Source organism: Arthrobacter pascens, assembly GCF_017052465.1.
Classification (GTDB): domain Bacteria; phylum Actinomycetota; class Actinomycetes; order Actinomycetales; family Micrococcaceae; genus Arthrobacter; species Arthrobacter pascens.
Genome location: NZ_JAFHKT010000136.1, coordinates 1 through 12,948, shown reverse-complemented (window position 1 = coordinate 12,948; position 12,948 = coordinate 1). Strand labels below are relative to the sequence as shown.

Here is a 12,948-nt window from a genome sequence, read left to right as displayed (position 1 = left end):
CGGCTCTCACTGAATCCGGCTGTGCGGACGGTGAGAGACTACGATCGGAAGTGGCCTTCGCTGAGGGCCACCGTTGCCGGCGGACTCCCAGGCGGACGGCGTCCGGGCACCCACGGCAGGGCGCCTTTTACTTTGCACTTCCCGCACGAATCGTCACAGAGAATTGAGGACTGATCCTCGTGGTCAAGAATAGTGAAATCAACCTTAGCGCCATTGCGCGCGACCTCAAGAAGGCTGCCAGCGACGCCGTCGTCATCGGCGTGGGACAGGGGGCGGACGGCCCCGTCCTGCTTGAGAACCCGCTGACGGCCAAGTCTGCCGAAGCGCTGGCCGAATCGTTGAAGGTTCTTGGCATCACCGGGGCGGCCGACCAGGCCGTCCGCCTTCCGGGTCTTCCCGAGGCAGGCAACGGCGTCGTCGTGCTGGCGGGCGTCGGAAAGGTCAGCGCGGGCCAAAAGCTGACCCGCGAGGCACTGCGCCGTGCAGCCGGTTCGGCGGTCCGCCAGCTGGCGGGGCTCACCACCGTTACGCTGGCCTTCCCGACGGCGGATGTCGGCGACGTCGCCGCCGTCGCGGAGGGCGCGGCGCTGGGCGCCTATTCCTTTACGGAGTACCGCTCGTCCAAGGACGGGCTGAAGGATCCCGTCCGCAATGTGGTGATCTTCACGGACCTGGCCGGCGACAAGGACCTTGAACCGGCGCTGAAGCGCGCGGCGCTCCTTGGGAAGGCAGTCAACGCCACCCGCTCGCTGGTGAACGAACCACCCAGCCACCTCTACCCGGAATCCTTCGCGGATGCCGCCAAGGAACTGGCCAAGGGCCTTCCCGTCAAGGTGACCGTGTGGGACGAGAAGCGCCTCGAGAAGGAAGGCTTCGGCGGCATCATGGGCGTCGGCAAGGGCTCCTCGCGCCAGCCCCGCCTCGTCAAGGTTGAATACGCGCCGGCGAAGGCCACCCGGAAAATCGCCCTCGTGGGCAAGGGCATCACGTTCGACACCGGCGGCATCTCCATTAAGCCTGCCCTGGGCATGGGTGACATGAAGAGCGATATGGCGGGCGCCGCCGTCGTCCTTAATACGGTGCTGACCCTCGCCGGCCTGGGCCTGCCGGTAAAGGCGACCGCCTGGCTGTGCATTGCGGAGAACATGCCGTCGGGCGCGGCATCCCGTCCGGCAGACGTCCTCACGATGTTCGGCGGCAAGACGGTCGAAGTCCTTAACACCGACGCCGAGGGCCGGCTGGTCATGGCGGACGGCATCGTCGCGGCGAGCCAGGAGTACCCGGACGCGATCATCGACGTCGCCACGCTGACAGGGGCACAGCTCATCGCCCTCGGAAACCGCACCGCGGGTGTCATGGGCGCCGACAGTGTCACCGGCCCGCTGAAGGCGGCGGCAGACCGTGCAGGGGAGCTCGTCTGGCCCATGCCGCTGCCGGAGGAGCTGCGGCCGAGCCTCGACTCCCAGGTGGCCGACCTCGCCAACATCGGCGAACGCCACGGCGGCATGATGACGGCGGCGGTGTTCCTGCGTGAATTCGTGGGCAAGGGCAAGGACGGCCAGCCGATCCCCTGGGCGCACATCGACATCGCCGGCCCCTCCTTCAACAACGGGGCACCCTATGGCTACACCCCGAAGCAGGGCACGGGCTGCACGGTCCGGACGCTGGTGGCGTACGCCGAGGACCTCCTGGCCGGGGCCTGACCGGCACAGTTACTGACACTGGTACGGGCACTGGTACCAGGTGTGGCGGGCGGAATGATCCTTCCGCCACACCGCCGCGTGACACTCGACACAAGCGCTCCACAAATGTCGCGGCAAGGTGGAGCATGGATAAGTGGTTCGCTAAGGTGAACCACGGTAGTCACAAATGAAAGGGAACCGGCCTGCTGGCATAATCACGGCAGAGCAAGTTCCAAGACCAGATGATGCGTACTCTCGTGTCATCGTTCACGCGAGGGAGCGTTTAAGTGGCCGATCAGGCAACTGCGCAAGAATTCGACATCCTGGTACTCGGTGGCGGCAGCGGCGGATACGCCACCGCCCTCCGGGCCGTTCAGCTTGGCTTCTCCGTCGGCCTCGTGGAGAAGGGCAAACTCGGCGGAACCTGCCTCCACAACGGCTGTATCCCCACCAAGGCGCTGCTGCACTCGGCTGAACTGGCCGACCACGCCCGTGACTCCGCCAAGTACGGCGTGAACGTCACCCTTGACGGCATCGACATCACGGCCGTCAACGCCTACAAGGACGGAATCGTCGCCGGCAAGTTCAAGGGACTGCAGGGCCTCATCAAGTCCAAGGGCATCACGGTCATCGAGGGTGAGGGCAAGCTCCAGGGCACCGACACCGTCGTCGTGAACGGCACCGCCTACAAGGGCAAGAACATCGTCCTCGCCACGGGCTCCTACTCCCGCTCCCTCCCGGGCCTGGAGATCGGCGGCCGCGTCATCACCTCCGACGAGGCGCTGACCATGGACTACATCCCCAAGAGCGTCATCGTACTCGGCGGCGGCGTCATCGGCGTCGAGTTCGCATCCGTGTGGAAGTCCTTCGGCGTGGACGTCACGATCGTCGAAGGCCTGCCTTCGCTGGTCCCGAACGAAGACGCCACCATTGTGAAGAACCTCGAGCGCGCCTTCAAGAAGCGCGGCATCAAGTTCTCCACCGGCACCTTCTTCCAGGGCGTCGAGCAGAACGACAACGGCGTCAAGGTCACGCTGGTTGACGGCAAGACGTTCGAGGCCGAACTCCTGCTGGTGGCCGTTGGCCGCGGCCCGGTCACGGCCAACCTCGGGTATGAAGAGGCAGGCGTCACCATCGACCGCGGCTTCGTCATCACCAACGAGCGCCTGCACACCGGCGTCGGCAACATCTACGCCGTCGGCGACATCGTTCCCGGCGTCCAGCTCGCGCACCGCGGCTACCAGCAGGGCATCTTCGTCGCCGAGGAAATCGCGGGCCTGAAGCCCGTCATCGTCGAAGACGTCAACATCCCCAAGGTCACCTACTGCGAGCCCGAGATCGCCACGGTCGGCTACACCGAAAAGGGTGCCAAGGACAAGTTCGGCGAAGACCAGGTCGAGACCCAGGAATACAACCTCGCCGGCAACGGCAAGAGCTCCATCCTGGGCACCGGCGGCCTCGTGAAGCTGGTCCGCCAGAAGGACGGCCCGGTCGTCGGCGTCCACATGATCGGCTCCCGCATGGGTGAGCAGATCGGCGAAGCCCAGCTGATCGTGAACTGGGAAGCCTACCCGGAGGATGTGGCCCAGCTGCTGCACGCCCACCCGACCCAGAACGAGGCGCTGGGCGAAGCCCACCTCGCCCTCGCGGGCAAAGCCCTCCACGGCTAAAAGCAGCTCCGCAGTACCACAGGGCTTAGTGCACCCGGCATGATCCGCAGGGTGCACTAAGCTCGAACAAGCCAGCAATCATCCGCACAAAGATCAATAAGGAGAACGGGGACGACATGTCTGAATCCGTTAACTTGCCCGCCCTCGGTGAGAGCGTCACCGAAGGAACCGTCACCCGCTGGCTCAAGCAGGTAGGTGACCGGGTAGAGGTGGACGAGCCGCTGCTCGAAGTCTCCACCGACAAAGTAGACACTGAAATCCCCTCTCCGATCGCCGGCGTCATCGAGGAAATCCTCGTTGCCGAAGACGAAACCGCAGAAGTTGGTGCTCCCCTGGTCCGCATCGGCGATGGCTCAGGTGGCGGGTCCGCTCCCGCTGAGGCCGCCCCGGCCGAAGAGGCACCGGCCGCAGAAGCCGCACCCGCCGAGGAAGCGCCCGCGGAGGCTCCGGCTGAACAGGCTCCCGCCCAGGAAGCGCCCGCTGCGGAGGCTCCCGCCGCCTCCGGCGAATCCCACGAAGTGACGCTCCCCGCCCTGGGCGAGAGCGTTACCGAGGGCACCGTGACGCGGTGGCTCAAGGCCATTGGCGACTCCGTGGAAGTGGACGAGCCGCTGCTCGAGGTCTCCACCGACAAGGTCGACACCGAAATTCCGTCCCCGGTTGCCGGTACCCTCCAGGAAATCCGCGTCAACGAAGACGAAACTGCCGAGGTCGGCTCCGTGCTTGCGGTGATCGGCTCCGGCGCAGCCGCGCCTGCCGCCGCACCCGCCGCGGCACCCGAAAAGCCTGCAGAGGCTCCTGCCGCTGCACCGGCTGCTGCACCCGAAAAGCCGGCCGAAGCACCTGCCTCTGCCGCACCCGCCCCCGCTGCTCCGGCAGAGGCCGCTCCGGCTCCCGCGGCCCAGGCCGCTCCCGCCGAGGCACCTGCCGCCGGCGGCGAATCCGGCTACGTCACTCCCCTGGTCCGCAAACTGGCCAACCAGCACGGCGTGGACATTTCCGCGGTGTCCGGCACGGGCGTCGGCGGCCGCATCCGCAAGCAGGATGTCCTGGCCGCCGCCGAGGCCAAGCCTGCCCCGGCCGAACCGTCCGCCCCTGCCGCTGCTGCGGCCCCGTCAGCAGCGTCCGCCGCGGCATCGTCGCTGCGGGGCACCTCGCAGAAGGCCCCGCGCATCCGCCAGGTCATTGCCCGGCGCATGCGCGAGTCACTGGATGTCTCCACCCAGCTGACCCAGGTGCACGAAGTGGACATGACCAAGGTGGCGAAGCTCCGCCTCAAGGCCAAGAACTCGTTCCAGGCCCAGAACGGCACCAAGCTGACGTTCCTGCCGTTCATCGCCAAGGCCGTGGCCGAAGCGCTGAAGCAGCACCCCAAGCTCAACGCTGCCTACGACGAAGACAAGCAGGAAATCACCTACCACAACGCCGAGCACCTGGCGATCGCCGTCGACACTGACAAGGGCCTGCTGGTTCCCGTCATTTCCGACGCGGGCACTCTGAACCTTGCCGGCCTGGCCGGCAAAATCGCCGATGTTGCAGACCGCACCCGCAACGGCAAGATCGGCCCGGACGAGCTGTCCGGCGGAACGTTCAGCATCACCAACATCGGTTCGGTGGGCGCCCTGTTCGACACCCCGATCATCAACCAGCCGCAGGTCGGCATCCTGGGCACCGGCGCGATCGTCAAGCGCCCCGTGGTGGTCCAGGACGTAAACGGCGATGACTCCATCGCTGTCCGCTCCATGATGTACCTGTCGCTGACGTACGACCACCGCCTGGTGGACGGCGCGGACGCCGGACGCTTCCTGCAGACGCTGAAGGCACGCCTCGAAGAGGGCGCGTTCGAAGCGGACCTGGGACTCTAGCCTCCAGTAATTCACGACGGCGACGGCCGTCCGGGACGCGGTGGGAAACCACCGGCTGACCGGGCGGCCGCCGCCGTTTTTCGTGCCTGCTGCTTGCGGTCCGACCCACCGCCAGTCCTACTACGGAGCGTAGAAGTATCTGGCTACACTGGTGCCATGAACATCGTCTATAACATCATGGTCTTCCTGCACATCGTCGGCGCCGCCATGATCGTCGGCATCTGGATCGCCAACATGAAGAAGCCCACTGTCCACCCGCGGCAGTTCGACGGCGCCGCCCTCCAGCTGCTCACGGGCATCGTCATGATGGGCCTGATCCCTGCCCTGGACATGGACGCCAACTACGTCAAGCTGGGCATCAAGTTCGCCGTCGCCCTGGCCGTCGGCGTGCTGGCCTTCATCGGCAGGCGCAAGTATAAGAAGGACGAGCCCGTCTCGGCGGGCCTCGCGCACGCTGTCGGCGGCCTGGCCCTGCTGAACATCGGGATCGCCACGCTCTGGCAGTAGCACCGGTCATAATCCTCTGACAGCGGACAACCCGTGCACGGGCGCCGGCTAGTCCATAGGATTGTGCAGGAAGGACCGGGCGTCAGCCGGATCCTGAACTGAACCCAAGCTAAGGAGTGGACATGGCAGCAACACGCACCGCACACACGGTATGGAACGGCGACCTGATGACGGGTGCCGGCAACACGACCCTCGACAGCTCCGGCCTGGGTACCTACGAGGTCACCTGGAAGGCCCGCACCGAGGCCGCTGAAGGCAAGACCAGCCCGGAAGAGCTGATCGCCGCCGCCCACTCCGCCTGTTTCTCCATGGCGTTCAGCCACGCACTCGCCCAGGCCGGCCACACGCCCGACGAGGTGCACACCAAGGCTGACGTCACGTTCAAGCCCGGCACCGGCATCACCGGCAGCCACCTGACCCTGAACGCCAAGGTCCCCGGCATCACCGAAGAGGAGTTCCAGAAGATCGCAGCGGAAGCCAAGGTCGGCTGCCCGGTCTCGGGCGCCCTCGCCAGCATCGACATCACCCTCGACGCCACGCTCGCCGCTTCCTGATTGCCGGCGTCCCGCTGCCAGCAGCGGGAGGCACGCAGCAAAGGCCCTGGGCCCCGTTCTGGAGAATCCAGTACGGGGCCCAGGGCCTTTCCTGTGGCGCCTGCTGTGGCGCCGGGAGCCGGACCTCAGACGGCACTTCAGCCGGGCCTCAGCCGTTCGTGTCTTGGCGGGCCGGCAACCGCCCGGGCCGCAGCCGGCGGTAGCCTTCGCGTGCCGGCGGACGGTCGGTGGGGATCTCCTGCACCATTTCCTTCAACGCGCCGATGCCGTACTCCAGTTGCGGGTCCCGGCCGGCAGCATACGCATGCGGCGGGAAAGTCACCTCGATGTCCGGGGAAACTCCGTAGTTTTCAACGTTCCAGCCCACGCCGCCGGCAAACCAGGTGGCATAGCGCGGCTGGGTGACCCCGGTGCCGTCCGCGAGTGTGAAGCGGCTGTCGATGCCCACCACTCCGCCCCAGGTCCGGGTCCCGATTACGGGCCCAATGCCCCTCAGCTTCGATACCTGCGTGATGATGTCGCCGTCGGACCCTGCAAACTCGTCGGCGAGGATAATGACCGGTCCGCGCGGCGCGTGGTGCGGGTAGGTCCGGGGCTTCTCCCCGCGCGGCATGCTCCAGCCTGTCACCTTGCGGCCGATCAGCTCAGCCACCAGCTGGGAGGTGTGCCCGCCGCGGTTCCGGCGCACGTCGACGATCAGCCCGTCGAGCGCGGTTTCGGTGTCCAGGTCACGGTGCAGCTGGGCCCAGCCGTTGGCCATCATGTCCGGGACGTGCAGGTAGCCGAAGCTTCCGCCGGACGCCTCCCGTACGGTGCGGCGGTTGGCGGCCACCCAGTCCTGGTAGCGGAGGCGTTCCTCGTCCCTGATGGGAACCACGGCAATGCGCCGCTGGTCGCCGGCTGCCGGGCCATGGCCCGCGCCGTTGCGGATGGTCAGTTCCACCGTCCGCCCGGCCGCGCCGACCAGCTGCATGGCGGGAGTCAGGCTTTCGGTGAGCTGAACGCCGTCGACGGCGAGCAGGACGTCCCCGGCCTTGGCGGCGGCGCCGGGGCGGGACAGCGGCGACGTCGCGAGGGGATCCGACGATTCGCCCGCAAGGATGCGGATAATTTCCCAGCCCTCGCCGGTAAACGCCAGGTCCGCGCCGAGGCGGCCTTGCCCGTTGCTGCCGTTTTCGGTGGCCGCTGCCGGCCGGACGTACGCATGCGACGTGCCCAGCTCGCCGTGGAGTTCCCACAGCAGGTCCACGAGGTCGTCATGCGAGCCGAGCCTGTCGACCAGAGGCCGGTAGCGCTTATGGACCGATTCCCAGTCCTGGCCTGCCATGTCCTCGGTCCAGAAGAAGTCGCGCTGCAGCCGCCACGCCTCGTCAAAAGCCTGTCCCCAGACTCGCAGCGGATCCATCAGCACCCGGATGCGTGCGAGGTCCACCTTGACCGCCTGGCCGGATTCCTCGTCGGCCTTGGCGTCGGACGGCACCACCCGGATCTGCTTGTCATGGATCACCACCACCTTCTTGCCGTCACCGGAGAGCAGGTAGCTGTCCAGCGAGTCAACGATGGTGGTGCTCTTGCGCTTGGCCAGATCGAAACGGACCAGGCTGGGTGCGGCGTTTTTGTCCTCCAGGCTGGCTTTGCCGTCACCGGTCACCCCGGCAAGCGGGCTGTCCAGCCACAACAGCGCGCCGTCGACCGCCGTCAGGGAGGAGTAGTTGCCCTGCGGGACGGGGACGCTGACAACGCGGTGCGAGAGACCCTCGGCGTCAACGTTGACCGGCACCGGCTGGCCGGTCTCGCCGGCGTCGCCGTCCTGGCCCGTTTCCGACTCGAAGGAAAGGTCCACGCTTGGGCCGAAGGGAGATGCCGTATCCGCTGCCAGGGCCACGAGGTAGGGCTTGATCGGGCTGGGGAAGGAGAGGTCGAAGGAATGCCCGTCATAGACCGGATCGAAACTGCGGTTGGACAGGAAGGCGAGGAACTTGCCGTCCGGCGTGAACGACGGCGACTGGTCGCGGAAACGGCCGTCCGTCACGTCGATTATTTCTGGCGCCCCCGTACCGGTGCCTGCTGCGCCCGGACCGGCCGTGCCCACCCGGGTCAGCCTGAGACGGCTGCGGGAGCCGAAGGACGTCACGGGTTCCGACCAGGCCAGCCAGGCGGAGTCCGGCGACCAGCACAATGCTTCGATGCTGCCTTCGCCGATGCTCGTCACTGCGGTGATTGAGCCTGCCCGCGTATCGGCCACGTAGACATCGCCGAATGCGGTGCCCACGGCAATCCAGCGACCGTCGGGACTGGCTTCCATGGCGCTGGCCCGCGAAGGCTTGGGGAAGGCGATCCGGCTCGGGGCCGGGGACACGGAGCCGGCGCCCGGACCCTCCTGGTCCCCGGTGCCGGCGGCAGGAGCGACGTCCGCCTGCGAATCGTCAGCCACGGCGACATCAATGCGCTGGCCGGCGGTGCCGGCAGCCGGGACGGGACTGGGCAGTGCCGGAGCACCGGACGGCTGCTGTCCCGCGGCCTCCCCGGTGACCTGCCCTGTGGGCGGCACTCCGTGATCAGCCCGTGCTTCCGGTGCTTCGAGCTTTGGCGCGATCTCCCTGATGAACAGCGCTTCGTCTCCGTCGTGGTCCGCAACGTACGCGATGCGGCCCTCCGTCAAAGGGCGCGGCAGCCTGGCCCGAACGCCCGGTGTAGCTTCAACCACCCGCGAGGGCCCGTCCTTGTGCCGCAGCCAGTGGATGGTTCCGTGCGCCTCTACTGCACTGGCCGCTCCTGAGACGTCAGGGCGGACGTCACCGAGGTGCTTCTCAACCTTCAGCAGGGACGGACGGCGGCCCTGGGATGCCGATCCCAGTGAAATCTCCAGCCGGACGGCGTCGGAGGCAAGGTCAGGAAGAATCCACAGCTCACCGGCTGACTCGAAAATGACGCGCTTGCCGTCGGTGGATGCATGGCGGACGTAGAAGTCCTCATGGTCCGTGTGGCGCCGGAGGTCTGTGCCGTTGGGCAGAACAGAGTACAGGTTGCCGTAGCCTTCGTGGTCCGAGAGGAAGGCAATGCGCCCGTCGACCCACATGGGGTCGGCCAGGTTGCCGTCCAGGTCCGGAAGCAGCCGTGCGAACTCACCGTTGCCGTCGGCATCGATCCAGAGCTTCCCGGCCGTGCCGCCGCGGTAGCGCTTCCACCATGCGGGTTCCCGGGACAGAACGCTGGCCACGACAACGGGCTTCTCGTCGCCGACCTCGGTGCCGAAGGCCACGGATTCAACGGGCCCGAACGGCAGTTCCTCGGCCCAGCCGCCCTCCGTCGGGAGGCGGTAGGCATGCGTGAGCCTGCTCTCGGCCTGGCGGAACGCGCTGGTGACCACCACGTCGCCGGAGGCCGTGAAGCCTTTGACCCTGGTGGTGCTGTGACCGAAGAAAGTCAACTGGCGGTACCCGCCGCCGTCGACGTCGGCGATGACCACCTCAGGCGCCGTTCCCTGCACGACCGTCCAGACGAGCCGCTTGCCGTCCGGCGTGAACCGCGGGTTCCGGGCCGGGAGTTGCAAGGAGGAAATCCGCCAGGCACGGCCTCCGCCGAGGGGCGCGATCCAGACATCGTCCTCGGCCACAAACGTGACCAGATCGCCGTGAACATGCGGGAATCGGAAGTAGCTCGAAGAGGTCATCGTACGATCATAGTCAAAGTCACTAAGGCCGGCCGGGAGGTGCCCTGCCGTGCCGGGCCGTGTGGTGAGATGGATCATGCGAATCGTCATGGCCGGCTCCTCCGGGCTCCTCGGTACCGATCTTTCCGCCCATCTTCTCGCTGACGGACATGACGTCACGCGGCTGGTCAGGAGGACCCCTGCCTCGCCGGCGGAAGTGCGCTGGGACCCGGCCGCCGGCCACATCGACCCGTCCTGCCTCGAGGGAGCCGACGCCGTCATCAATCTGTCCGGGGCTGGCATCGGCGACAGGCCCTGGACAGGCCGCCGGATCGACGAGCTTTTTCGCTCACGGCTGGGCCCGACGCGGACCCTGGCCACGGCAATGAAGCATCTGGACGCGCCACCGAAAACCTTCATCAGCCAGTCCGGAACGGGCTATTACGGAGACGCAGGCAACGACGTCCTGCACGAGGAATCGCCTGCAGGGTCCGGCGTCCTGGCCCGGGTCTGTGTCGAGTGGGAAGCCGCCGCCCATGAGGCGCCGGCCGGTGTCCGCGTGGTGACCCCGCGGACTGCGGTGGTGCTCAGCCGGTCCGGCGGAGCCCTGGGCAGGCTGCTGCCGCTGCTGCGCCTGGGCGTCGGCGGGCCGCTCGGCAATGGCCGCCAGTACTGGCCCTGGATCACCCAGCCGGACCTGTCCGCAGCCCTTGGTTTCCTGCTGACGTCCACGCTCTCCGGGCCCGTTATCGTCGCGTCCCCCGAACCAGCCGACGTCAACGCCCTGGTGGGCGAGCTGGCCAGGGCCCTGCACCGGCCGGCGCTGCTCCGCGTTCCCGCGCCCGCACTGCGCCTGGTGATGGGCAAGCTGGCCGACGAGCTCGTGCTCGCCAGCCAGAAAGTGGAGCCGGCCCGGCTGAAGGATGCCGGATTCGTGTGGCGGCATCCTGCCCTGCGGCAGGCCGCCGAATGGGTGGTGCGCGGCGCCTGAGGGCCTGGCATCGCACGGGTCATGGCGCCGGCAGGATCTCTGAGATCAGCCACCTGCCATCAATGCGGAGCAGGACCAGCCGCAGATCGAGTGACGGCTGAGGAAGGCCGGTAGCCACCACGGCCCCCGCAGCAGACCGCTCCACATAACCGGACGTTGCAGCGGTCACTGCCACCACCGCTCTTGCCCCCGTGCTTTCCGGCAGGCTGCGGATGCGCACGAGGCTGGTGGTGAACCCGGCCAGGACAGTCCGGGAGTCCCGCAGCCGGACGCTGATCCGGCGGTCCGCCGCCGCTGCCGGAGAGTTCGGGGCGTTGACCTCGGCGAGCAGTTCCAGCCGTCCCTCGCTGAAGGCAGTGGATCGCAGCCAGGCCAGTCCTTTGACGGCTTCCACGGGATTTCCCGCCCGGAGTCGGCTGCGGACGGCAGCCGGGATCCCGGCCATTGTCGCCGCAGGAGCAGGAGTCGCAGCAGGAGCAGGCGCCGGTGAGCCGTCACGCACCAGGGAAGGCCCGGTGCCGGTACCGCCCGGAAGCGGGTCCGAGGGTGGCGCCGTCGGCAGCAGCCATGCGCCCGCAATGACGGGAGCGGCCAAAAGGCCTGCCCAGGCGGCTCTCCGACGGCGGGGCGCGGCAGCCGCGCCCCGCGAGGCGCGCCGCCGCTGGCCGGAGAGCGGCGCACCCCGATCTGACCGGGCGTGCCGGCCATGCCTGCCTGGCAACAGGCCGTCCGGAGCGCTGGCCAGGGAACCGGCCGATAGCCGGCCACCGAGCGGCTCTTCGGAGGTGCCCGGGCGCTTCCGGAACGCGGCGGCGGGCGCGGACGTGCGGAGGCGCCTCCCCCAGGCACCGAGCCGTTCCCGCATCCGGCCGCGGGCCGGCTGCTCCGGCTTGCGGGTCAGCAGCTCCGGCAGGACGGTCGGATGCACGGAGCGTGAAAGGTCGACCGGAAGTGCTCCCGCGCTCCGGTAGATGGCCGTGGCCAGTTCCGCGGCGTCCGGCCGCTGCCGCCGGTCCTCGCTGAGGCCTGCCTCCAGCGCCGCAGCAAGATCATGGGGGACGTCCGGCACCAACAACGACAGCGGCGGCCTGTCGGGTGCAGGGAGCGGCGGCGCTCCGGTGAGGCAGTACCAGCCCAGCGCGGCGGCGGCGTAAACGTCGCGGCCGGGCTGCAGTCCCGCCCTGAGTGCATCGACCGGTGAGGGATCCCGAAAACCGTCGGTGCCATGTTCGGAAACGCCGGCAGGATCTCCCACCATCCGTGCCAGGCCAAGGTCGGCGAGGAGCGGTTTTCCATGCCCGGAGAAGAGCACGTTTCCGGGCGAAACGTCTGAATGCGTGAATCCCCTGCCGTGCAGATAGGCCAACGCCTGCGCAATGGGCGTCAGCACCGTCACAGTTTCCCCGACACTGAGCCTGCCCCGGGCGCCGACAAGTTGCCGCAGTGAACCGCCCGGCGCGTAGTCCATGAGGATCCCGACGACGTTCTCCGTGGCCCCGCCGATGGTGACAACGTCGATAGTGACAACGTCGTGCGACTTCACCAGGTGACCGTGGTCAAGGACCGACATGATCAGGATCTCCCGGCGGATATCCTCCTCCGCATGCTGCACCGCCCCGCTCCCCGGTCCAGTCCCGGATGCCGTGCCGAAGCACTTCAGCGCCAGCTTGCGTCCGCTCGCCTCCTCGGTCACCAGCCACACCACGGCGCTGCCGCCGCTGCCGAGCCGCCTGCACACCCGGTAGCCCGGAACCTGCGGCTCGCGTTCCCCGGAATGATCCGTGTCCTGACTCACGTCGTCCATGGCTTAATGCCTACCCGAATCGGTGAGTTCCTGCAGAAGTTATCCACAGGCGGCGGACGCCGGCGCGGGCCGGGCCGCCGGGGGGGGGTGCCTCTATGGTTTTCGTCAAGCGGCTGAGGGTAGGTTCCGTGGCTCAGGTTCTTGGTAGAGGGTTCCGTCTCGGAGCATGGCGAAGAGTACGTCTGAGCGGCGTCTGGCGAGGGCGATGAGGGCTTGGTTGTGA

At 67.8% G+C, this 12,948-nt stretch carries 8 protein-coding genes; 6 read left to right on the top strand and 2 right to left on the bottom strand.

Annotated elements, in window-relative coordinates:
* Positions 1-179 precede the first annotated feature (179 nt).
* The 5 genes from JYA52_RS10675 to JYA52_RS10655 all read left to right on the top strand — a co-directional run bounded on the left by JYA52_RS10675 (position 180) and on the right by JYA52_RS10655 (position 6,278).
* Entirely contained in the window at positions 180-1,703 is a 1,524-nt protein-coding gene (locus JYA52_RS10675; RefSeq protein ID WP_205653165.1) for a leucyl aminopeptidase, read from the top strand.
* Between the two features lie 266 nt (positions 1,704-1,969).
* A complete protein-coding gene (lpdA, locus tag JYA52_RS10670) occupies positions 1,970-3,352 on the top strand; it encodes a dihydrolipoyl dehydrogenase (RefSeq protein ID WP_205653164.1) in 1,383 nt (460 codons plus the stop codon).
* Between the two features lie 116 nt (positions 3,353-3,468).
* The gene (sucB, locus tag JYA52_RS10665) at positions 3,469-5,217 is read left to right on the top strand and encodes a 2-oxoglutarate dehydrogenase, E2 component, dihydrolipoamide succinyltransferase (protein ID WP_205653163.1); all 1,749 of its coding nucleotides are present in this window, start codon (positions 3,469-3,471) and stop codon (positions 5,215-5,217) included.
* Between the two features lie 156 nt (positions 5,218-5,373).
* A complete protein-coding gene (locus JYA52_RS10660; protein ID WP_205653162.1) occupies positions 5,374-5,724 on the top strand; it encodes a hypothetical protein in 351 nt (116 codons plus the stop codon).
* 122 nt (positions 5,725-5,846) lie between these two features.
* Complete coding sequence (locus JYA52_RS10655; protein ID WP_205653161.1) at positions 5,847-6,278, top strand: OsmC family protein; 432 nt, start codon at positions 5,847-5,849, stop codon at positions 6,276-6,278.
* Between the two features lie 148 nt (positions 6,279-6,426).
* Here the strand turns inward: JYA52_RS10655 and JYA52_RS10650 are convergent, their stop codons facing one another.
* Complete coding sequence (locus JYA52_RS10650; protein WP_205653264.1) at positions 6,427-9,951, bottom strand: S41 family peptidase; 3,525 nt, start codon at positions 9,949-9,951, stop codon at positions 6,427-6,429.
* 76 nt (positions 9,952-10,027) lie between these two features.
* On the opposite strand from JYA52_RS10650, the gene JYA52_RS10645 reads away from it, so the two are divergent.
* A complete protein-coding gene (locus JYA52_RS10645; RefSeq protein WP_205653160.1) occupies positions 10,028-10,921 on the top strand; it encodes a TIGR01777 family oxidoreductase in 894 nt (297 codons plus the stop codon).
* Positions 10,922-10,940: 19 nt separating this feature from the next.
* Here the strand turns inward: JYA52_RS10645 and JYA52_RS10640 are convergent, their stop codons facing one another.
* Positions 10,941-12,725, bottom strand: a complete 1,785-nt coding sequence (locus JYA52_RS10640) for a serine/threonine-protein kinase (RefSeq protein ID WP_205653159.1) — start codon at positions 12,723-12,725, stop codon at positions 10,941-10,943.
* Positions 12,726-12,948: the final 223 nt, after the last annotated feature.

Coding starts and splice junctions, on each gene's coding strand:
- JYA52_RS10645 (WP_205653160.1), top strand. CDS start 10,028: ATGCGAATCGTCATGGCCGGCTCCTCCGGGCTCCTCGGTACCGATCTT.
- JYA52_RS10650 (WP_205653264.1), bottom strand. CDS start 9,951: ATGACCTCTTCGAGCTACTTCCGATTCCCGCATGTTCACGGCGATCTG.
- sucB (WP_205653163.1), top strand. CDS start 3,469: ATGTCTGAATCCGTTAACTTGCCCGCCCTCGGTGAGAGCGTCACCGAA.
- JYA52_RS10655 (WP_205653161.1), top strand. CDS start 5,847: ATGGCAGCAACACGCACCGCACACACGGTATGGAACGGCGACCTGATG.
- JYA52_RS10660 (WP_205653162.1), top strand. CDS start 5,374: ATGAACATCGTCTATAACATCATGGTCTTCCTGCACATCGTCGGCGCC.
- JYA52_RS10640 (WP_205653159.1), bottom strand. CDS start 12,725: ATGGACGACGTGAGTCAGGACACGGATCATTCCGGGGAACGCGAGCCG.